Annotated in this window: 19 protein-coding genes and 1 riboswitch; of the genes, 15 read left to right on the top strand and 4 right to left on the bottom strand. The window is 67.2% G+C overall.

Annotated elements, in window-relative coordinates; all coding sequences use genetic code 11:
• Positions 1–4: 4 nt before the first annotated feature.
• Positions 5–86: riboswitch (S-adenosyl-L-homocysteine riboswitch) on the bottom strand.
• A gap of 33 nt (positions 87–119) precedes the next feature.
• Entirely contained in the window at positions 120–1,292 is a 1,173-nt protein-coding gene (gene metK, locus G372_RS0103545) for a methionine adenosyltransferase (protein WP_018863631.1), read from the bottom strand.
• A gap of 356 nt (positions 1,293–1,648) precedes the next feature.
• Here metK and tkt point away from each other — a divergent pair, with 356 nt between their 5' ends.
• The 6 genes from tkt to G372_RS0103575 all read left to right on the top strand — a co-directional run bounded on the left by tkt (position 1,649) and on the right by G372_RS0103575 (position 9,501).
• Positions 1,649–3,649, top strand: coding sequence for a transketolase (tkt, locus tag G372_RS0103550; protein ID WP_019623999.1), 2,001 nt, complete (start codon positions 1,649–1,651; stop codon positions 3,647–3,649).
• A 50-nt stretch (positions 3,650–3,699) separates the two neighbouring features.
• Positions 3,700–4,698, top strand: coding sequence for a type I glyceraldehyde-3-phosphate dehydrogenase (gap, locus tag G372_RS0103555; RefSeq protein ID WP_018862624.1), 999 nt, complete (start codon positions 3,700–3,702; stop codon positions 4,696–4,698).
• Positions 4,699–4,827: 129 nt separating this feature from the next.
• Positions 4,828–6,006 (top strand): phosphoglycerate kinase, encoded by a 1,179-nt coding sequence (locus tag G372_RS0103560; RefSeq protein WP_018863633.1) that lies wholly within the window; start codon positions 4,828–4,830, stop codon positions 6,004–6,006.
• Positions 6,007–6,043: 37 nt separating this feature from the next.
• The gene (pyk, locus tag G372_RS0103565) at positions 6,044–7,474 is read left to right on the top strand and encodes a pyruvate kinase (protein WP_018863634.1); all 1,431 of its coding nucleotides are present in this window, start codon (positions 6,044–6,046) and stop codon (positions 7,472–7,474) included.
• A 69-nt stretch (positions 7,475–7,543) separates the two neighbouring features.
• Positions 7,544–8,608, top strand: coding sequence for a class II fructose-bisphosphate aldolase (gene fba / locus G372_RS0103570; protein ID WP_019624000.1), 1,065 nt, complete (start codon positions 7,544–7,546; stop codon positions 8,606–8,608).
• 89 nt (positions 8,609–8,697) lie between these two features.
• Positions 8,698–9,501: a lipid-binding SYLF domain-containing protein gene (locus G372_RS0103575; RefSeq protein ID WP_018863636.1), complete on the top strand. Its 804-nt coding sequence runs from the start codon at positions 8,698–8,700 to the stop codon at positions 9,499–9,501.
• Here G372_RS0103575 and bioD read toward each other — a convergent pair.
• Genes bioD through rimO form a run of 3 tightly spaced genes read right to left on the bottom strand, consistent with a single transcriptional unit; the run spans position 9,429 to position 12,427 of the window.
• Positions 9,429–10,145 (bottom strand): dethiobiotin synthase, encoded by a 717-nt coding sequence (bioD, locus tag G372_RS0103580; protein WP_019624001.1) that lies wholly within the window; start codon positions 10,143–10,145, stop codon positions 9,429–9,431. The genes G372_RS0103575 and bioD overlap by 73 nt on opposite strands.
• Entirely contained in the window at positions 10,142–11,038 is an 897-nt protein-coding gene (locus G372_RS0103585) for a phosphoribosylaminoimidazolesuccinocarboxamide synthase (RefSeq protein ID WP_019624002.1), read from the bottom strand. The genes bioD and G372_RS0103585 overlap by 4 nt, the downstream gene beginning before the upstream one ends.
• 27 nt (positions 11,039–11,065) lie before the next feature.
• The gene (gene rimO, locus G372_RS0103590) at positions 11,066–12,427 is read right to left on the bottom strand and encodes a 30S ribosomal protein S12 methylthiotransferase RimO (protein ID WP_019624003.1); all 1,362 of its coding nucleotides are present in this window, start codon (positions 12,425–12,427) and stop codon (positions 11,066–11,068) included.
• 337 nt (positions 12,428–12,764) lie between these two features.
• On the opposite strand from rimO, the gene rpmE reads away from it, so the two are divergent.
• From rpmE to G372_RS0103635, 9 genes are all read left to right on the top strand, one after another.
• The gene (rpmE, locus tag G372_RS0103595; RefSeq protein ID WP_018174932.1) at positions 12,765–12,968 is read left to right on the top strand and encodes a 50S ribosomal protein L31; all 204 of its coding nucleotides are present in this window, start codon (positions 12,765–12,767) and stop codon (positions 12,966–12,968) included.
• 100 nt (positions 12,969–13,068) lie between these two features.
• Positions 13,069–13,845: a thermonuclease family protein gene (locus G372_RS0103600; protein WP_019624004.1), complete on the top strand. Its 777-nt coding sequence runs from the start codon at positions 13,069–13,071 to the stop codon at positions 13,843–13,845.
• On the top strand, positions 13,842–14,699 hold the full coding sequence (locus tag G372_RS0103605; RefSeq protein WP_019624005.1) for a M48 family metallopeptidase: 858 nt from the start codon (positions 13,842–13,844) through the stop codon (positions 14,697–14,699). Before G372_RS0103600 ends, G372_RS0103605 begins: the two co-directional genes overlap by 4 nt.
• 79 nt (positions 14,700–14,778) lie before the next feature.
• The gene (locus G372_RS0103610; RefSeq protein ID WP_018863642.1) at positions 14,779–15,999 is read left to right on the top strand and encodes a malic enzyme-like NAD(P)-binding protein; all 1,221 of its coding nucleotides are present in this window, start codon (positions 14,779–14,781) and stop codon (positions 15,997–15,999) included.
• 57 nt (positions 16,000–16,056) lie between these two features.
• On the top strand, positions 16,057–16,980 hold the full coding sequence (gene mdh, locus G372_RS0103615; RefSeq protein WP_019624006.1) for a malate dehydrogenase: 924 nt from the start codon (positions 16,057–16,059) through the stop codon (positions 16,978–16,980).
• Complete coding sequence (locus G372_RS0103620; protein WP_019624007.1) at positions 16,964–17,911, top strand: 5'-3' exonuclease; 948 nt, start codon at positions 16,964–16,966, stop codon at positions 17,909–17,911. The genes mdh and G372_RS0103620 overlap by 17 nt, the downstream gene beginning before the upstream one ends.
• A complete protein-coding gene (locus G372_RS0103625) occupies positions 17,908–18,573 on the top strand; it encodes a DUF1007 family protein (RefSeq protein WP_019624008.1) in 666 nt (221 codons plus the stop codon). The genes G372_RS0103620 and G372_RS0103625 overlap by 4 nt, the downstream gene beginning before the upstream one ends.
• The gene (locus G372_RS0103630) at positions 18,573–19,115 is read left to right on the top strand and encodes a pseudouridine synthase (protein WP_026340357.1); all 543 of its coding nucleotides are present in this window, start codon (positions 18,573–18,575) and stop codon (positions 19,113–19,115) included. The genes G372_RS0103625 and G372_RS0103630 overlap by 1 nt, the downstream gene beginning before the upstream one ends.
• Positions 19,116–19,257: 142 nt before the next feature.
• The gene (locus tag G372_RS0103635) at positions 19,258–21,318 is read left to right on the top strand and encodes a transglycosylase SLT domain-containing protein (RefSeq protein WP_019025620.1); all 2,061 of its coding nucleotides are present in this window, start codon (positions 19,258–19,260) and stop codon (positions 21,316–21,318) included.
• Positions 21,319–21,489: the final 171 nt, after the last annotated feature.

Genomic DNA, 21,489 nt, shown 5'->3' on the forward strand with positions numbered 1-21,489 from the left:
TCTATCTGGATGAGCGCCGTGTTCACGTTTCAGGGGAACATCCGGCTGAGCCTGACGGTTAAACCGCTGCAGCGCTCCTCAGCCGGATGGGTATTTCGCTTACAAAATGTCGGGTGCTCTTAGAGGCCCGCCATCTTCTTAAGTTCCTCGGCCTTGTCGGTGCGCTCCCAGGGGAGGTCGACGTCTTCGCGGCCGAAGTGACCGTAGGCGGCAGTCGCCTTGTAGATCGGGCGCAGCAGATCCATCATCTGGATCAGGCCCCACGGACGCAGATCAAACACTTCGCGCACGAAGCCTTCGATCTTGCGGTCGTCGACCTTGCCGGTGCCGAAGGTGTCGATGGTGATCGAGGTCGGCTCGGCCACGCCGATGGCGTAGGAGACCTGGATCTCGCACTTGTCGGCCAGGCCGGCGGCCACGACGTTCTTGGCCACGTAGCGGCCGGCGTAGGCAGCGGAACGGTCCACCTTGGACGGGTCCTTGCCGGAGAACGCGCCACCACCGTGACGGGCCATGCCGCCGTAGGTGTCGACGATGATCTTGCGGCCGGTCAGGCCGGCGTCGCCCACGGGGCCGCCGATCTCGAACTTGCCGGTCGGGTTGATGTGGATCTTGTCGTCGGAGACCTGGCTCAGCCATTCGTTCGGCAGCACCTTCTTGAAGATCTCTTCGTAGATCGCTTCCTGCAGGTCCTTCTGCGAGATTTCCGGGCTGTGCTGGGTGGACAGGACCACCGCGTCCAGGCCGGCCGGCTTGCCGTCTTCGTAGCGCAGCGAGACCTGGGACTTGGCGTCCGGGCGCAGCCACGGCAGCTTGCCGCTCTTCATCAGTTCGGACTGGATGCGCACCATCTTGTGGGCGTAGAAGATCGGGGCGGGCATCAGGGTATCGGTTTCGCGCGCGGCGTAGCCGAACATCAGGCCCTGGTCACCGGCACCCTGGGTGGCACGGTCGGAGACGTCGCGGTCCACGCCCATGGCGATGTCCTGGGACTGTTCACCCAGCACGTTCAGCACGGCGCAGGTCTTGCCGTCGAAGCCGACGTCGGAATCGTTGTAGCCGATCTCGACCACCGTCTCGCGCACCAGCTTCTCGTAGTCGATCTGCGCGCCGGTGGTGATCTCGCCCAGCAGCATGACCATGCCGGTCTTGGTGGCGGTCTCGCAGGCGATGCGAGCGTGCGGATCCTGCTCGATGATGGCGTCGACGATGGTGTCGGAAACCAGGTCGGCCATCTTGTCGGGATGGCCCGCGGAAACCGATTCCGAGGTGAAGATGTAATCGTTGGACATTAGCGTTCCTTTGTGGGTCGTTTCGATTTAGTTTTGCGCAAAACGACCAGTACTGTAACGCAACTCGACGAGATTTTCTAAGCCCCCCTCCCGGTGTTTCTGCAGCCCCGGGCAGCGCGAATGACTTCGAGACCGCGTTCTGGTGCGCCCTGGCGTCGACTTGCCCCGATCGCGGAAAGTGGCCAAAATGCATCGCCTTTGCTGGGGCTGCTCGGGCCGTTCCGTGTCTTTGAGCGCCGGCAGGATCTGAGTGCCCTCGATCGGTCGACCTGTCCGGGTCCGGCCGCCGCTGGCGCCCCGCGCCGCTGATCGCCGCCAGCCGACCCAACACTATTTCGAAAGAGCAGGAGTTCAGCATGCCGACCCGTAGAGAGCTTGCCAATGCCATTCGCGCCCTGTCGATGGATGCCGTCCAGAAGGCCAATTCCGGCCATCCGGGCGCGCCGATGGGGATGGCGGACATCGCCGAAGTGCTGTGGAACGACTACATGCAGCACAACCCGGCCAACCCGCACTGGCCCGATCGCGACCGCTTCGTGATGTCCAACGGCCACGGTTCGATGCTGATCTACTCCCTGCTGCACCTGACCGGCTACGATCTGCCGATGGACGAACTCAAGCAGTTCCGTCAGCTGCACTCCCAGACCCCGGGCCACCCGGAGTACGGCTACACCGCGGGTGTGGAGACCACCACCGGTCCGCTGGGTCAGGGGATTTCCAACGCGGTGGGCATGGCGCTGGCCGAAAAGATGATGGCTGCGCACTTCAACCAGCCGGGCCACGACATCGTCGATCACCACACCTACGCCTTCCTCGGCGACGGCTGCATGATGGAAGGGATCTCCCACGAGACCTGCGCGCTGGCCGGCACCCTGGGCCTGGGCAAGCTGGTCGCCTTCTGGGATGACAACGGCATCTCCATCGACGGCGAGGTCGAGGGCTGGTTCACCGACGACACCCCGAGCCGCTTCGAGGCCTACGGCTGGCACGTCGTGCGCGGCGTGGATGGCCATGACGCCGATGCGGTCAAGGCCGCGATCGAAGAGGCACGCAAGGAAACCGGCAAGCCGAGCCTGATCTGCTGTCGCACCGTGATCGGCTTCGGTTCGCCGAACAAGTGTGGCAAGGAAGAGTGCCACGGCGCCGCCCTCGGCGAGGACGAAGTCGCGCTGACCCGCAAGGAGCTGGGCTGGAACCACGCCCCGTTCGAGATCCCGGACGACATCTACGCCGGCTGGAGCGCGAAGGACAAGGGCGCGCAAGCCGAGGCCGAATGGAAGGAGCGCTTTGCCGCCTACAAGCAGGCGCATCCGGAGCTGGCCGCCGAGTTCGAGCGCCGCATGGCCGGCGACCTGCCGTCCGACTGGAGCGAAAAGGCCAACGCCTATATCAAGGAGACCGTCGAGAAGGCCGAGAAGGTCGCCTCGCGCAAGGCCTCGCAGAACGCGATCGCCGGCATGGCCCCGGCCGTCCCGGAACTGCTGGGCGGCTCCGCCGACCTGGCCGGCTCCAACCTGACCATGTACAGCGGCTCCAAGGGCGTCAGCAAGGATGACGCCGCCGGCAACTACGTCTACTACGGCGTGCGCGAGTTCGGCATGGCCGCGATCATGAACGGCATCGCCCTGCACGGCGGCTTCATCCCGTATGGCGGCACCTTCCTGATCTTCTCCGACTACGCCCGTAACGGCATCCGCATGTCCGCGCTGATGAAGCAGCGGGTGATGTACGTGCTGACCCATGACTCCATCGGTCTGGGCGAAGATGGCCCGACCCACCAGCCGATCGAGCAGACCCCGAGCCTGCGCCTGATCCCCAACCTGAACGTCTGGCGCCCCTGCGACGCAGTGGAGACCGCGGTGGCCTGGAAGGCCGGCATCGAGCGTACCGACGGCCCGTCGGCGTTCATCCTGTCGCGTCAGGGTCTGCCGCACATGGAGCGTGATGGCGAGCAGCTCGCCAACATCGCCCGCGGTGGTTACATCCTGAAGGACTGCGACGGCACCCCGGACCTGATCTTCATCGCGACCGGCTCCGAGGTCGAGCTGGCGGTGAAGGCGGCCGAGGAGCTCGCCGGCGAGGGCAAGAAGGCGCGCGTCGTCTCCATGCCCTGCGTCGAGCTGTTCGAACAGCAGGATCCCGCCTACCGGGAGGCCGTACTGCCGGCCGCCGTGCGCAAGCGCGTGGCCGTCGAGGCCGGCGCCACCGCCACCTGGTACAAGTTCACCGGTCTGGACGGCGCCGTGTTCGGCATGGATCGCTTCGGCGAGTCGGCCCCGGGTGGCGCCTTGTTCGACTACTTCGGCTTCAAGCCGGAGAACGTCGCCCAGATCGCCCGTGACGTGCTGAACGGCTAAGCTTACGTCCGCATCGATTTCGCATAAGCAAGAAAGAGAGGAGACATCCCATGTCGATCAAGGTTGGTATTAACGGCTTCGGTCGTATCGGCCGCATGGCCTTCCGCGCCATCGCCAAGGACTTCCCGAACCTGCAGGTGGTCGGTATCAACGACCTGCTGGATCCGGAGTACCTGGCCTACATGCTGCGCTACGACTCCGTGCACGGCCGCTTCGAAGGCGATATCAGCGTCGACGGCGACCACCTGGTGGTGAACGGCAACCGCATCCGCCTGACTGCCGAGAAGGATCCGGCCGCGCTGAAGTGGGGCGATATCGGTGCCGACATCGTGATCGAGTCCACCGGTCTGTTCCTGACCGCCGAGACCGCCCAGAAGCACCTGGACGCCGGCGCCAAGAAGGTCGTGATGTCCGCGCCGTCCAAGGACGACACCCCGATGTTCGTCTATGGCGTGAACCACGGCGACTACTCGGGCCAGAACATGGTCTCCGCCGCCTCCTGCACCACCAACGCCCTGGCGCCTGTGGCCAAGGTCCTGCACGACAACTACGGCATCAAGCGCGGCCTGATGACCACCGTGCACGCCGCCACCGCGACCCAGAAGACCGTTGACGGCCCGTCCATGAAGGACTGGCGCGGCGGCCGCGGCATCCTGGAGAACATCATCCCGTCCTCCACCGGTGCCGCCAAGGCCGTGGGCAAGGTGCTGCCGGACCTGAACGGCAAGCTGACCGGCATGGCCTTCCGCGTGCCGACCTCCGACGTCTCCGTGGTCGACCTGACCGTGGAGCTGAACGGCGAAGCCAAGTACGACGACATCTGCGCGGCCATGAAGAAGGCGGCCGGTGGCGAACTGAAGGGCGTGCTGGACTACACCGACGAGCTGGTCGTATCCACCGACTTCCGTGGCTACACCGCCCCGTCCGTGTTCGATGCCGGTGCCGGCATCCAGCTGGACTCGACCTTCGTCAAGGTCGTCGCCTGGTACGACAACGAGTACGGCTACACCTGCAACATGCTGCGCATGGTGGAGCACGTCGCCAAGTAAGGCCTGACGGCCGGGCCCAGCCGGGGTCCGGCCGTGTTTCTCTTCCCGGGTCCAGAGGCCTGGGGCCAGTCCCCGCGGGGGCTAGCCCGAAGCCTTTTTCCTTTTCAACGAATTTCGAGAGGTACTCCCATGTCTGTCATCAAGATGACCGATCTCGACCTGAACGGCCGCCGCGTACTGGTGCGCCAGGACCTGAACGTGCCGGTGAAGGGCGGCAAGGTCACCTCCGACGCCCGTATCCGTGCGAGCCTCGAGACCGTGCAGAAGGCGCTGGACGGCGGTGCTGCGGTGATGCTGATGTCGCACCTGGGCCGCCCGACCGAGGGCGAGTTCTCCGAGGAGGATTCCCTGGCCCCGGTCGCCGAGCACATGGCCGGCCTGCTGGGCCGCGAAGTGCGCCTGGTGCGGGATTACCTCGATGGTGTGGACGCCCAGCCGGGTGAGGTCATCCTGCTCGAAAACGTCCGCTTCAACGCCGGCGAGAAGAAGGATGACGAGGCGCTCGCCAAGAAGTATGCGGCCCTGTGCGACGTATTCGTGATGGATGCCTTCGGCACCGCCCACCGTGCCCAGGCCTCGACCCATGGCGTGGCGAAGTTTGCGCCGCAGGCCTGCGCCGGCCCGCTGCTGGCCAAGGAGCTGGAGGCCCTGGGCAAGGCGCTGGAGACCCCGAAGCGTCCGCTGGTGGCCATCGTGGGTGGCTCCAAGGTTTCGACCAAGCTGACCGTCCTGGAGTCGCTGTCCAATGTGGTGGACCAGCTGATTGTCGGCGGCGGTATCGCGAACACCTTCATCGCCGCCCAGGGCCACGGGGTCGGCAAGTCCCTGTACGAGGCCGATCTGGTCGACGAGTCCAGGCGCCTGATGGAGGCCGCCCGCGCCAAGGGCGGCGAGATCCCGGTGCCGACCGACGTGACCGTGGGCAAGGAATTCTCCGAGTCGACCCCGGCCGAGACCAAGTCCGTGGATGCGGTGGCCGATGACGACATGATCTTCGACGTCGGCCCCGAGACCGCGGCGACCTATGCCGAGGCCCTGCGCAATGCCGGCACCATCGTCTGGAACGGCCCGGTCGGCGTGTTCGAGTTCGACCAGTTCGCCGCCGGCACCAAGGCCCTGGGTGAGGCGATCGCCGAGAGCAATGCGTTCTCCATCGCCGGTGGTGGTGACACCCTGGCCGCGATCGACAAGTACAACCTGGCCGACCGCATCAGCTATATCTCCACCGGTGGCGGTGCCTTCCTGGAGTTCCTGGAAGGCAAGACCCTGCCGGCCGTCGCCATCCTGGAAGAGCGCGCCCGCGGCTGATGCCCGGCGCGCTCTCCGCTGACGGAGAGCGACGCGGATGAGACGTACCAAGATCGTGGCCACCCTCGGGCCGGCCACGGATACCGACGAGGCCATGGAGGCCATCATTCGGGCCGGCGTGGATGTCGTCCGTCTGAACTTCTCCCATGGCGATCCGGACGACCACCGTGCCCGTCTGAAGCGCCTGCGCGCCGCGGCGGGCCGTGTTGGCCGCTGCGTCGGCGTCCTTGGCGATCTCCAGGGCCCGAAGATCCGTATTGACCGCTTTCGCGAAGGCAAGGTCCTGCTGCAGGAAGGCGCGCCGTTCGCGCTGGACGCGGATCTTGATCGCGATGCGGGGGATGAGACCCAGGTCGGGCTGACCTACAAGGAGCTGCCGCAGGACGTCCGCCCCGATGACGTCCTCTTGCTGGACGACGGGCGTATTGTGCTCAAGGTGAGCGCGGTCAACGGCGGGCGGATCGAAACGACCGTCGTGGTCGGGGGCGAGCTGTCCAACAACAAGGGCATCAACCGCCAGGGCGGTGGCCTCTCCGCTCCGGCCATCACCGACAAGGATCGCGAAGACATCCGCCTGGCGGCCGAGCTGCAGGTGGACTACCTGGCGGTCTCCTTCCCTCGCTCGGCACAGGACCTGCACCTGGCGCGCAGCCTGCTGCAGGATGCCGGCTGGGAGGCCGGGGTCTGCGCGAAGATCGAGCGTTCCGAGGCCCTGGACGTGATCGACGAGATCATCGCCGCATCCGAAGTGATCATGATCGCCCGCGGAGACCTGGGCGTGGAGATCGGAGACGCCGAGCTGCCCGGGGTGCAGAAGACCCTGATCTCGCGGGCGCGTACGCTCAATCGTCTGGTGATTACAGCGACCCAGATGATGGAGACCATGATCCAGAACCCGATCCCGACGCGCGCCGAGGTGTTCGATGTCGCCAATGCGGTGCTCGACGGGACGGATGCGGTGATGCTGTCGGGTGAGACCGCGACCGGTCGCTACCCGGACCGTGTGGTCGAGAGCATGCACCGAATCTGCGAGGCTGCCGAGCGCCAGCGCGCCGCACGCCAGTCGGACCATCGCATGGACTCGACCTTTGGCCGCGTGGACGAGGCCATCGCGATGGCTACGATGTACACCGCGAACCACCTGGACGTTGCGGCGATTGCCGCGTTGACCGAATCCGGCGCCACCGCCCTGTGGATGTCGCGTATCAGTTCCGGCATTCCGATCTACGCGCTGACCCAGCACGAGTCCACCAGCCGCCGCATGACACTTTATCGCGGGGTTTATCCGGTCATCATCAGCACCATGCCCCAGAGCCACGAGAGCGTGAACCGTGAGGCGGTCAACTTGCTCCAGGCCGAGGGCGTCGTGCAGGATGGCGGGCTGGTTATCATTACCAAGGGTGATCTGCAGGGCGAACATGGTGGAACGAACGCCATGAAGATCGTGCGCGTTGGCGACGAGCTGTGAACGCGCGACTCCCCCTGGCAAACCCGAGATTTTTCACTACATCAGTCCGATCCCGTTAAGGAGGAACCCATGGCACTGATCTCCCTTCGCCAGCTACTGGACCATGCCGCCGAGCATGGCTACGGCATGCCGGCCTACAACGCGAACAACATGGAACAGGTCCACTCGATCATGGAAGCGGCCGCCGCGGTCGACTCCCCGGTGATCATTCAGGCCTCCGCCGGTGCGCGCAAGTACGCCGGCGAGCCCTTCCTGCGCCACAACATCATCGCCGCCATCGAGCAGTACCCGGACATCCCGGTCGTGCTGCATCAGGACCACGGTTCCGAGCCGGCGGTCTGCCTGCGCTCCATCCAGTCCGGCTTCAGCTCGGTGATGATGGACGGCTCGCTGATGCCCGACATGAAGACCCCGGCCAGCTACGACTACAACCGTGACGTGACCGCCAAGGTCGCCGAGATGGCGCACTCCTGCGGCGTGTCCGTGGAAGGCGAGCTGGGCTGCCTGGGTTCGCTGGAAACCGGCATGGCCGGCGAGGAAGACGGCTCCGGTGCCGAGGGCAAGCTGTCCCACGATCAGCTGCTGACCGATCCGGACGAGGCCGCCGACTTCGTGAAGAACACCAAGTGCGATGCCCTGGCGATCGCCATCGGTACGTCTCACGGCGCCTACAAGTTCACCCGTCCGCCGACCGGTGACATCCTGGCCATCGAGCGCATCAAGGAGATTCATAACCGCATCCCGGATACGCATCTGGTCATGCACGGTTCTTCCTCGGTGCCGCAGGAGTGGCTGGAAATCATCAACAAGTACGGTGGCGACATGGGCGAGACCTATGGCGTGCCGGTTGAAGAGATCCAGGAAGGCATCAAGCACGGCGTGCGCAAGGTCAACATCGACACCGACCTGCGCATGGCCTCCACCGGCGCGGTGCGCAAGTTCCTCGCGGAAAACCCGAAGGAATTCGACCCGCGCAAATTCCTGAAGGCCTCCACCGCGGCCATGAAGGACATCTGCCAGGCGCGTTACGAGGCCTTCGGTTGCGCCGGCATGGCGTCCAAGATCAAGCCGATCTCGCTGGACGACATGGTCGCTCGCTACAAGAGCGGCGAGCTGGATCCGAAGGTCAACTGATCTGCGGATCGCAGCACGGAAAAGGGGGCTTCGGCCCCCTTTTTTTATGCGATGATGTCGCCCACCGAACCATCCGGAGCGTTCATCCAATGCCGCGACTGATCCACTTTTGTCTGACGGTTCTGGTGGTGGCTGCCCTGTCCGCGACCGCCCACGCAAACCCGTTCAGCCGCGAGGTTGATCCGCAGGACGTTGTCGATCGGGCGAAGGTCACGCTGGAGCGTCTCGCCACACACCCCGAATACGAGCACCTCAAGGAAGACCTGCGCACCGCCCGCGGTGTCGTTATCTTCCCGCGTATCGCTCGTGGTGCCTTCCTGGTGGGCGGCTCCGGAGGCCTGGGGGTGTTCCTGGCCTGGGACGAGGACAAGGGTGACTACTCCCCGGTCGCCTTCTACTCCATGGGGTCCGTGAGCTTCGGCATGCAGTTCGGCGGTGACGCCGCCGAGGTGGTGATGGTCGCGCGTACCCAGGATGCGGTCGACTCGATGTTCGGTTCGGCCATCCGCCTCGGGGCCGATGCCTCCGTCGCCGCCGGGCCGGTAGGGGCCGGGCGCGGGTCCACACCAACCGCGGACTTCCTGTCCTATTCGCGCGCGCGGGGGGCCTATCTGGGCATGAGCTTCTCCGGCTCGCGCCTGACCGTACGCGACGATTTCAACGAGGCGTACTACGGCGAGGCGCAGCGACCGGTGCACATCATCGAGAGCCGCCGCGTGGATCACGCCGGGACGCGCGAGCTGCGTGACCTGCTGGCCTCGTTCCGTCAGTCCGAAGAGGCCGCAGAACCCGGTGCCGGGGACGGTGACATGCGCCCGGATCAGACCCTGGACGAGGTCACGCCGGGCGAGGGCGGCATCCGCCAGGACGACTTCCAGGTCGAGAGCTTCTGAGTCGCATCCTCCGGGGTTATCCCCTCCGGCAGCGAGAGGATGGGCGCGGGGGTGTGCCGGGCCAGTGCGCTCGCGTTGTCCAGCAGGGGGTCGGCATCGGCGCGGCGCCGGTTGAGCACGATCCCGGCCAGTTGCAGGCCACGCCGTTCCAGGGCCTCCAGCGTCAGCAGACAGGTGTTCAGAACGCCCAGCCGGTCCTCGGCGACCAGCAGCACCGGAAGGCCCAGCGCCTGCGCCAGATCGGCGTTCAGGCCATCGCTGCACAGCGGCGAATAGAACCCGCCCGCGCCCTCCACCAGCCGGGGGGCATCGCCCGGTGCCTCGCAGGCCCGGGCCAGTTCTGCGACCGTCAGCTGCACACCCTGGCGCGCAGCGGCCTGATCGGGTGCCAGTGCATCGGGGAACCGCCAGGGCGTCACCTGCTCCACGGCGCTCGCAGAAAGCCCGGCCGCTGCGGTCAGCGCTGCGCCGTCCTCGGGGAACAGCGCGCCGTCGCGTTCCGGACAGCCGGATTCCACCGGCTTGCGCGGCTGTGGAGACAGGCCCTCGGCGCGCCAGGCCGCCAGCAGGGCACAGCCGACAAAGGTCTTGCCGACTGCGGTATCGCTCCCGGTAACAAACAGGCCCTGTGGCACGTCGCTCATGCGTCGCGGGTCAGCCGTTCCAGGGCCTCGCGGTAGCGCGCGGCCGTTTGCTCCGCGACCTCGGGCGGCAGCTCGGGTCCGGGGGCGGTCTTGTCCCAGTCCAGGGTCTCGAGATAATCGCGCACGTACTGCTTGTCGAAGGACTCGGGGCTGCGGCCTGGCGCATATTGATCGGCCGGCCAGAAGCGCGAGGAATCGGGTGTGAGGACCTCGTCGATCAGGTGCAGGGCCCCGTTCGCGTCCACCCCGAACTCGAATTTGGTATCGGCGATGATGATCCCGCGCTCGGCCGCGTAGTCGCGCGCCATCGCGTAGATCGCCAGTGCGGCGTCGCGTACCTGTCGGGCCTGTTTCTCGCCGATCGTCTCCACCACGGTCGCGAAGTCGATGTTCGCGTCATGATCGCCGACCGCCGCCTTGGTGCTCGGGGTGAAGATCGCCTCCGGCAGCTTCGAGGCCAGTTCCAGACCGGCCGGCAGCGGGATGCCGCAGACCGCGCCGCTGGCCTGGTAGTCCTTCCAGCCGGACCCGATCAGGTAGCCGCGCACCACGGCCTCCACCGGCAGCGCCTCGAGCCGGCGAATCACCAGACTGCGGCCCTCCAGTGGCGCCCGGATCGCCGGGTCGGGGACCACCTGCTCCAGCGGGATGTCGGTCAGCTGGTTGGGGATGCCCAGCTCGCGTTCCACCTTGTGCATCCAGAACTCGGTAATCGCGGTCAGCATGCGCCCCTTGCCCGGAATGGGGGTGGGCAGGATCACGTCAAAGGCCGACAGGCGGTCGGTGGTGACCATCAGCCAGTGGTCGGCATCGATCGCGTACAGGTCGCGCACCTTGCCGCGATGGACCAGTTCGAGATCGGGGATTTGGCTTTCCAGCAGGGCGTCGCTCATCAGTGCTTCCGTTCGGTCGGCTTGTGGTCAGTCGTCTGGCAGTTCGGCGATCAGGTCGTGCTCGTCGGTGTCGGTGATCGCGACCTCGATGAAGTCCCCGATATCCACCGACTCCGGGTCGACCCCGGCCACGCGAATCACGCCGTCGATCTCCGGGGCTTCCGCGGCCGAGCGGGCAATCACGGTCCCGTCCGCGTGCACCTCGTCGACCAGCACCACCGGCTGGCTGCCGATCCGGCGGCGCAGACGCTCGGCGCTGATCCGGGCCTGCACGTCCATGAAGCGCGCCAGGCGCTCCTCGCGCACGGCCTCCGGCACCGGGTCCGGCAGGTCGTTGGCCACCGCGCCCTCCACCGGCGAGTAGGCAAAGGCCCCGACGCGGTCGAGCTGCGCCTCGCGCAGGAACTCCAGCAGGGTCTCGAACTCGGCCTCGGTCTCGCCCGGAAAGCCCACGATAAACGTCGAGCGCAGCGTCAGGTCGGGGACCTGCTCGCGCCAGCTCGCAATGCGTTCCAGCACGCGCTCGGCGGCGGCCGGGCGGCGCATCGCCTTGAGTACCCGGGGGTGGCCATGCTGCAGCGGCATGTCCAGGTACGGCAGGATCCCGCCGTCCTCGCCCGAACCCATCAGCGGGATCAGCCGATCCACATGCGGGTAGGGGTAGACATAGTGCAGGCGCACCCAGATGCCGAGCTGGCCCAGCGCCTCGGCCAGGTGGGCGATGTCGGAACGGACCGGGCGCCCGCCATGGAAGCCGGTGCGGTACTTCACGTCCACGCCATAGGCCGAGGTGTCCTGCGAGATCACCAGGATCTCGCGCACGCCGGCCGCGGCCAGGCGTTCCGCTTCGGCCAGTACCTCGCCGATCGGGCGGCTGACCAGGTCGCCACGCAGGCTGGGGATGATGCAGAAGCTGCAGCGGTGGTTGCAGCCCTCGGAGATCTTCAGATAGGCGTAGTGGCGCGGGGTCAGGCGGATGCCCTGCGGCGGCACGAGTGACTCGAACGGGGTCGCCGGCGGCGGCAGGTGTTCGTGCACCGCGCCGACGACTTCCTCGTAGGCATGCGGCCCGGTGACCGCGAGCACACCCGGGTGGGTCTCGTGGATGCGTTCGGCATCCTTGCCCAGACAGCCGGTCACGATTACCCGGCCGTTGGCATCCAGGGCCTCGCCGATCGCGTCCAGGGATTCGGCCACCGCATCGTCGATAAAGCCGCAGGTATTGACCACCACCAGGTCCGCGCCGTCGTAGTCGGCGGCGATCTCGTAGCCCTCGGCGCGCAGGCGCGTGAGGATCTGCTCGGAGTCCACCAGGGCCTTCGGGCAGCCGAGGCTGACAAAGCCCACGCGCTGCGCGCTGTCAGGGGACGGGGTGTTGCTTTTGTTCACAGTGCGTTATCGCCTTCTGGGGGTTGCTCCAGGCGCGCCGAAACCCGGGCGCGCGGGCTGGTTTTTACCCAGATTGTTCTTTTGGTTTAACGGGTTGCGTAGGCCGGTCGCCGATCAAGGGCCGACTCCGGTGTGTCCCGTGGCCCCTTGGTTGGCAGCCGCTGACAATTCGTCCACAAGGTTATCCACAAGCCGCCCTGGGCCCCTCGAAGGGGCGGGGTCTTCAAGGACTTGCGTCCGCGAGACCCGCAAGTCGCCCTCCAGGGCGGACCTTGCAACGCCCCCGGGAAGGCGGCTATGCTATCGCACTTTTCGCCAGAACACGCGTGAGCCGACCATGAAAGCCGACATTCATCCGAACTACCACAACGTCAAGGTCATCTGCAGCTGCGGCTCGCAGTTCGAGACCCGCTCCACCCTCTCGAAGGACGAGATGCATTTGGACGTGTGCTCGCAGTGCCATCCGTTCTACACCGGCAAGCAGAAGATCGTTGACACCGCCGGTCAGGTCGACAAGTTCAACCGCCGCTTCGCATTCTAAAGTGCGTTCGCGCCTGATGGCGCGAGGCGGGTTCTGGCGGGGCGTCCAGTGGATGCTCGCGCCACTCAACGAGGGCGTCCTGCGGGGCGCCCTCGCTTGTTTGGTCGCGCTGTCGGTGTGGCTGTTCGCCCCGGGGGCAGCGGCGCAGTGTGCGCTGGAGGACCACGACTCCCGCGATCTGCAGCGCGTGACGGTCGAGCGCGTCTGGGCGCCGGATGCCCTGGAGCTGGAAGACGGGCGACACATCCGCCTGCTGGGGCTGGCGCCGGCGGCTGCGCGCCCGTCGGTGGCGCCACACCTGCTGCCGGTGGGCTTCGGGCTGGACCTGCATGGCGCGTTGACGGAGCACCTGCGCAGCGCCGAGCACCGCCTGGTGCTGTTGCCGGGGCGTCCGGCCCGCGACGTCTACGGGCATCTGCGCATGCATGCCTGGATCGACGACGGTCCGCTCCTGGCGGCCAGCCTGATCGGGCAGGGCCTGGCGATGCCGCGTCCGGGGCCGGAACCGGGACCCCTGGATGAGTGCTACTACGGGGCCGAGGCCGCGGCGCGCGAGGAATCGCGTGGGCTCTGGCTGGAGCGGCCAGCGGCCTTCCCGGTTGGCTGGCTGGACCCCCCGCGCGAGCGCTCGCAGGGCCGGCTGCGGGTCCAGGGCGAGGTGATCGACGTGCGGGTGCGCGAGCCGCACTGGGTCCTGGTGCTGGACGGCCCGGTGGACCTGCTGATCTCCGGGGGTGATCGTGAGTTTTTCGAGGATCTGGAACCACGCTCACTGCTGGGAAACACCGTGGTCGCCCGCGGTGCGGTGTATCCTTGGAGGGAGCGAGGGCGGATGCGTATCCGCCACCCCCTTGATCTCGAGGTGATCGATCCATGAACGCCCTGTCCCGCCTGTTTCCCCGTCGCTGGGCGGCGCTGGCCCTGACGCTGCTGATCGGCGCGGGCCTGGCCGTCGCGCTGCCGGGGTGCACCACCAACCCGGTCACCGGGCGCTCGCAGCTGATGCTGGTCTCCGAGAATCAGGCGATCGACGCCTCGCGTACCGCCTATGTGGAGATGCTCGCCCCGGCGCGCGAGGAGGGGCGGGTGGATGCCGACCCCGAGATGACTGCGCGCGTGCAGCGGATCACCGAGCGCGTGGTGGCACAGGCGGTCAAGTATCGCCCCGAGACCGCCGACTGGGAGTGGGAGATTCGCGTGATCGAGGCACCGGACACGGTCAACGCCTTCGCCATGGCCGGTGGCAAGATGGCGATCTACTCCGGCATCATCGAGCAGCTGGAGCTGACCGACGACGAGCTGGCGCAGATCATCGGCCACGAGATCGCGCATGCACTGTCCGCGCACACGGCCGAGAAGATGTCGGTGGCCCTGGCCAGCAATCTCGCGGTGGCGGGCTACGCGATGACGGGTGACCGCTCGCCCGTGGCGCTGACCGGCGCCGCCCTGGGGGCCGCGCTCGCGGTGCAGCTGCCGCACAGCCGCCGGATGGAGGCGGAGGCCGACCGCATCGGGATCGAACTGGCGGCGCGGGCCGGTTATGATCCGGACGCAGCCGCGAGCCTGTGGCGCAAGATGGCGGAGCAGGCCAACGGACGCCATCCGGTGTTTCTGAGCACGCACCCGGCGCCCGAGTCGCGTCAGCGCGACCTGACCCGCATGGCCGACGAGTTCCGGCCGCTGTACGAACAGGCCCGGGGCTCCTCGGTCCCAACCCACCCGGTCAACTGACGGGTTACGCGGGCGGCTGGATCGGCCCCGTAACCCCGCTGCATTCTGACAGTCACTGCTTGAAAGGCCCCGCAACTCCATGTCCAACGATTTCACCCAGCGCGCGCTGGATTACCACGAACAGCAGCCGGCCGGGAAACTGGCCATCCATATCACCAAGCCCACGGCGACCCAGGATGACCTCTCCCTGGCGTATTCGCCGGGCGTGGCCGCGCCGGTGCGCGCGATTGCCTCCGATCCGGAGCTGGCCTACCGCTATACCGGCAAGGGCAACCTGGTCGCGGTGATCACCGATGGCACGGCGGTGCTGGGACTGGGCAATGTCGGCGCGCTGGCAGCCAAGCCGGTGATGGAGGGCAAGGGCGTGCTGTTCAAGGCCTTCGCCAATATCGACGTCTACGACATCGAGGTGGATGCGCCGCAGCCGGAGGACTTCATCAACACCGTGGCCCGCATTGCCGGGGGCTTCGGCGGGATCAACCTCGAGGATATCGCCGCGCCGCACTGCTTCGAGATCGAGCGCCGCCTGTCCGAGCGCCTGGATATCCCCGTCTTCCACGACGACCAGCACGGCACGGCGGTCATTACCGCGGCCGGTCTGGTGAACGCCCTGGAGATCCAGGGCAAGAAGCTCAGTGATGCGAAGATCGTCTGTGTTGGTGCCGGTGCGGCCGGCATCGCCTCCATGCAACTGCTGCTGCGCCTGGGGGCGAGCAAGAAGAACCTGTTCATGGTGGACCGCAAGGGCGTGATCCACAGCCAGCGCAACGACCTGAACGAATACAAGCAGATCTTCGCCGTCGATACCGAGGCACGCACGCTGGAGGACGCCTGCGAGGGTGCGGATGTCTTCATTGGGCTGTCGGGCCCCGATCTGCTGACGCCCGAGATGCTGAAGTCCATGGCGCCGAAGCCGGTGATCTTCGCGCTGTCCAACCCGGACCCGGAGATCCGTCCGGAACTCGCGCACGAGACGCGCGACGACCTGATCATGGCGACAGGCCGCTCGGACTACCCCAACCAGGTCAACAACGTACTGGGCTTTCCGTTCATCTTCCGCGGTGCGCTGGATGTGCGCGCGCGCCGGATCAACGACGAGATGCTGGTCGCGGCCGTGCATGCGCTGGCCGCGCTCGCCCGCGAGCCGATCCCGCAGGCCGTGCTGGACGCCTATGGCCTGGAGGCACTCGAGTTCGGCCCGCACTACATCCTGCCGACCCCGTTCGACCCGCGCCTGATCGATACCGTGCCGCAGGCGGTCGCACAGGCCGCGCGCGACAGCGGGGTGGCGCGTCGCTAAGGAAACGCTGATTGATCAGCGTTTCTCCAAACTCCACCTCCGTCAGACGAGGGAAGCATGCAGAAAATCGCCATCATCGGAGCCGGACGCGTCGGCGAATCCACCGCCCAGTTCCTGGCCCGGCGCGATGTCGCCCGCGAGATCGCGTTGCTGGACGTGCGCGAGGGGGCGGCGGCCGGTGCGGCGCTGGACATCCAGGAGACCGCACCCCTGCTGCGCTTCGATACGCGCCTGAGCGGCAGTCACGAACCCTCGGTGATCGCCGGGGCGGAACTGGTGATCGTCACGGCCGGGCTCCCGCGCAAGCCGGGCATGTCGCGCTCCGACGTCCTGGACAAGAACGTCGAGATCCTCGACCAGATTCTGCAGGACATCCTCGTCCACGCGCCGCAAAGCCGCATCCTGGTGGTGTCCAACCCGGTGGACGTGCTGACCTACCGTGCCTGGCAGAAGACCGGCTGGAGCCGCGATCGCGTCTTCGGGCAGGCCGGGGTACTGGATACCTCGCGCATGGAGGCCTTCATCGCGCTTGAGACGGGGCTGTCCACCCACGACATCCAGGCGCTGGTGCTGGGTGGTCATGGTGACGCGATGGTGCCACTGCTGCGCTATTCCAGTGTCAACGGGGTGCCGCTGAACCACTTCATGGACCAGGCGACACTCGACAGCATCGTCGAGCGTACACGCCATGGGGGTGCCGAGATCCTCGCCCTGAAACAGACCTCCAGCGCCTATGGCGCGCCAGCCGCGGCCATTGCCGCGATGGTGGAGGCGATTGCCCTGGATCGCCGGCGCGTCCTGCCGACCGTGGCCCTGCTGGAGGGCGAGTACGGGGAGCGCGACGTGGCCATGGGTGTGCCCTGTATCCTCGGCCAGAGAGGCATGGAACGGGTGATCGAGCTGGAACTGGACGCGGATGAACGCGCGGCCTTCGACCAGTCCATCGCCGGGGTGCGCAAGGACCTTGAACGCCTGCACTGAGTCGCACCCGGGGCCGCCGCGCCCGACCCTGACGCTGGTCGACTCCAGCATCTTTGTCTTTCGTGCCTGGTTCGCGCGCGGACTGGACCCGGATCCGCTCGGGCGGCCGGGCGGGGCCGTGCACGGGCTGGTGCATTCGCTCTGCCAGTGGCTGTCCGCCTGCGCCCCCGGTCCGATCGCCTTTTGTTTCGACGAGAGCCTGCGCAAGGGCTTTCGCCACCGGCTCGACCCTGCCTACAAGGCCCATCGCCCGCCGGCACCACCGGAGCTGCGCGAGCAGTTCGCGCGTATCCGGGAGCTGCTCGGTCAGCTCGGCTTCCGGACCCTGGCCCACCCCGAGTACGAGGCCGATGACCTGATCGCCAGCCTGGCGCGGGCCGGACGGGCCGCGGGCTATCGCATCGAGGTCAAGAGCGCGGACAAGGACCTGACCCAGGTCATCCTCGGTGATCAGGACCGGATGCATGATCCGGAACGCGGGACCGTGCTGGATCGCCGCGCGATCGAGAAGCGCTTTCGCATCCGGCCAGAACAGGTTGCGGACATGCTCGCCCTGGCGGGCGATGCCAGCGATAACATCCCGGGTATCGAGGGCGTGGGCCCCAGGACTGCGGCGCGGATCCTGCGGCGCCTGGGCGATCTGGAGACGGTGCTGGCCGAACCGCAGGCCGTGGCGCGCTGCAATATCCGCCGGGCCGACGCGGTGGCCGCGCGCATCGCCGAGCAGTCGGAGCGGCTGCGCCTGTCGCGCCGGCTGACCGGGCTGGCGGACCGCATCCCCGACCTGCCGGTGCTCGAGGCCCTGCACCCCACCGGACCGAAACCCGATGCCGCGCGCTGGCTCGCGGAACTCGGGGTGGCGCGCGATTATCATGGTCGCCTGCTGGCGGCCGCCGGTGCCTGGCGGTCCACGACCCCGGAGATTGCATGAGGCCACGTTCTCTTCTCTACGCCATCCTTGCCGCGGGCCTGGTGTGGTTGCTGCTGGTCAGTGCGCCGGTACAGGCGCATCCGCATGCCTGGATCGACCTGGAGATCACGCTGGAGCGCGATGGCGAGGGGCGCATTACCCACATGCTGCATCGCTGGCGCTTCGACCCAACCTACGGGCAGTACCTCTACGAGGATGCCCTGGCGCATCAGGAGGGCGCGACCGAAGAGGAGAAGCTGCAGGCGCTCGCCCGCGAGATCCTCGACAACCTCGAGGAATACGAGTGGTACAGCCATGTCGAGGCCGGCGGGCGCGAGATGGGCGTCGCTGCCGAGCCCGATCCCTCGATGCGCATGGATGGCGGGCTGCTGTTCTTCCGTTTCCGACTGGCGCTGGACGAGCCAGTCGATGTGGGTTCCGAGACCCTGGCGTACAAGGTCTACGACCCGACCTATTTCATCGAGCTCCTGCACGAGGAGCCGGCCGGTACGCGCATCGTCGAGGCCGACGGGCTCGCGGCCGCGGGCTGCAGCGCGGAGCTGGAGCGTCCCCGGCCGGATCCTCAGCTCGTCGCCAAGGCCATGATGCTCGATTACGGCGCCACGGTAGACTACGACCTGGGCCGCCATTTCGCCGAGCGCGTGACCGTGCGCTGCGATTGATGCACCGAATCGTTTTGTTCCACAAGCCTTGGGGTGTGCTGCCGCAGTTCACCGACCCGGAAGGGCGCCCCACGCTGGCGGATTACATCGACATCCCCGGGGTCTACCCGGCCGGGCGCCTGGATCGCGACAGCGAGGGGCTGATGGTGCTGACCGACGACGGGCGCCTGAATGCGCGGCTGACCCAGCCGCGCCACAAGACCAGCAAGACCTACTGGGTACAGGTGGAGGGCGAGCCCGATGACGCCGCGCTGGAGGCCCTGCGCACCGGGGTGGAGCTGAAGGACGGCCGCACGCAGCCGGCGAAGGTCGAGCGCATGGCCCCGCCCGACCTGCCGGAGCGCGATCCGCCTGTACGCTTTCGCAAGTCCGTCCCGACCACCTGGCTCGCGCTGACCCTGCACGAGGGCCGCAACCGCCAGGTGCGGCGCATGACCGCCGCGGTGGGGCATCCGACCCTGCGCCTGGTGCGCTACCGGGTGGCCTCCTGGACCCTGGATGGCCTGGAACGCGGCGCCTTTTCCGTGATCGAACGCGGGTGATGCCGACTGCCGGTGGCCTGTCGGCGGACCCGGGGATTATCTGGGAATGCGGCCGGTACGGTGCGAAATCACCACAAGGCCATTGCGCCTGCTACAGGTCGTGCGGAATATGAACGGATCAGACAAGCGAGAACGCAATCCGATGCGCCTGCCCAGGATACTCACCACGGGTCTGACCGGTCTGGTCATGGCCTTCGCCGCCGGGGCCCCGGCGGCTAACCCGGCCCCGACGGGGATGGTCTTCGAACGCAGCCTGTTCCTGCATGCCGAACGCGCCCTGAGCCGCGGCGACATGACGGCCTATCGCAATGCCCGCAGCACGCTCGAGGGTTATCCGCTGACGCCCTACCTGGATCATCGCGAATTGGCGCGCGACCTGGGGCGCGCGGACCCCGATGCCGTGCGTGCCTTTATCGAAGAGCACGACGACACCCCGCTGGCCGGCCAGTTGCGCAGCAACTACCTCTCGTATCTGGCTCGCGAAGAGGAGTGGTCACGGTATATCGACTTTGCCGACGATGGCCGCGACCTCTCCGTTACGCAGGACTGCCAGCGGCGCAAGGCACTGATCGAGACCGGCAACACCTCGGCGGCGATCGAGGATATGGACTCGATCTGGCTGCACGGCCAGTCCCGCCCCAGTGCCTGTGATCCGGCGCTTAAGGCCTGGCGCGATGCCGGCGGGTTGACGGACGAACTGGCCTGGGAGCGTTTCGCCCTGGCGATGCAGGCGCGCCAGACCGGGCTCGCGAGCTACCTGCGCCGCTACCTGGCCAGCGCCGATCGCGACTGGGCGGAGCGCTGGCTGGAGCTCGAGTCGCGGCCGTCACGGGTGGTCGAGGTCGACTTCCGCGCGGACGATCACCGCTCGGCCGAGGCCATGCTGGAACAGGCGTTCAAGCGCTGGATTCCGCAGGACCTGGATGCGGCCCTGAAGGGCTGGGAGGAGCGTGGCGAGCGCCTGGGATTCCCGGCCGAGACGGCCCGCGAGATCGAACATGCGCTTGCGCTGCGTCTCGCCCTGCGTTTCCGCTCCGAGACGCTGGAGTTCATGGAGGGCCTGGACACCGAGGTCTTCGACGACCAGCTGCGCCAGTGGCAGGTACGCGCCGCACTCCATGATGGCGATTGGGAGACGGTCAAAAGCGCGATCCGCTCCATGGGCCGCGATGCCCGCGACGAAACCGCCTGGCAGTACTGGTACGCGCGGGCGCTGGAGCAGCTGGGCGATGCCGAGGAGGCGCGCTTTTTCTACGAGCGGGCGGCGCGCGAGCGCAATTTCCACGGGTTCCTGGCCGCCGATCGTCTGGGCCAGCCTTACCGCATTGCGCACCAGCCCCTGCAACTGGCTAATGGCGCGCGCGAATCGATCATGGAGCGCCCGTCCATGCAGCGCATGCGCGAACTGGTGGCGCTGGATCGCTACGCCGAGGCGCGCCGCGAGTGGACCCGCACGGTGGCCAACATGGAACCGCCCGAGCTCGAGGCTGCGGCTGCCGAGTTCGCCGACTGGAACTGGTACGACCGGGCGATCTTCACCATCGCGCGGGCCCGCAACTGGGACGATATCGAGCTGCGCTTCCCGCTGGCCTTCGATTCCGTGATCGTCCCGGGCGCGGAAAAACAGGGCATCGACCCGGCCTGGGCGATGGCGATCGCCCGCCAGGAGAGCGCCTTTTTGCACGACGTGCGCTCCGGGGCCGGTGCGCTGGGGGTCATGCAGATCATGCCGGCGACCGGGCGCTCGATCGCCTCCAGCGCCGGGGTCCGGGTCAACTCCGATTGGGACATCCTCGACCCAGCGACCAATGCGACGCTGGGGACCTATTACCTGCGGCGCAACCTGGATCGCTTTGGCGGGCACAGCCTGCTGTCCACGGCGGCCTACAACGCCGGGGCGCATCGCGTGCGCTCCTGGCTGCCGGACGACGGCGAGATGGACGCCGATATCTGGGCCGAGCTGATCCCGTTCTCGGAGACCCGCGATTATGTGCGCCGGGTATATGCCTACCAGATCGTCTATGCGGTGCGTCTGGGGCAGGACCCGCCGTCGCTGTCGCAGCTGCTGTTTCCGGTGACGCCAGAGTCCAAACTCGCGGCGAGCCGCGAGGATCACCTCCGGGCACTGCGCAACATGCGCGAGGACCTCGCGCTCGGCCGCGCCTTCTGCGACGCGCCCGGTTACACTGAAAACGCCTGCTGACGGGCTGGGGCATCTTCACACGCTGAGGCTGGGCCTGGTTCGCCCTTCGGTGTTTACGGTGGCTTCGGCTGGCCGCCTGCCAAGCGCTCACTCGCGAGCGCGCCGCGAGGTACTTCTTTGCTCGTGCAAAGAAGTACCCAAGAAACACGCCCGACTGCCGCGACCCCGGCC

The organism is Thioalkalivibrio thiocyanoxidans ARh2 (assembly GCF_000385215.1).
Taxonomy (GTDB): domain Bacteria; phylum Pseudomonadota; class Gammaproteobacteria; order Ectothiorhodospirales; family Ectothiorhodospiraceae; genus Thioalkalivibrio; species Thioalkalivibrio thiocyanoxidans.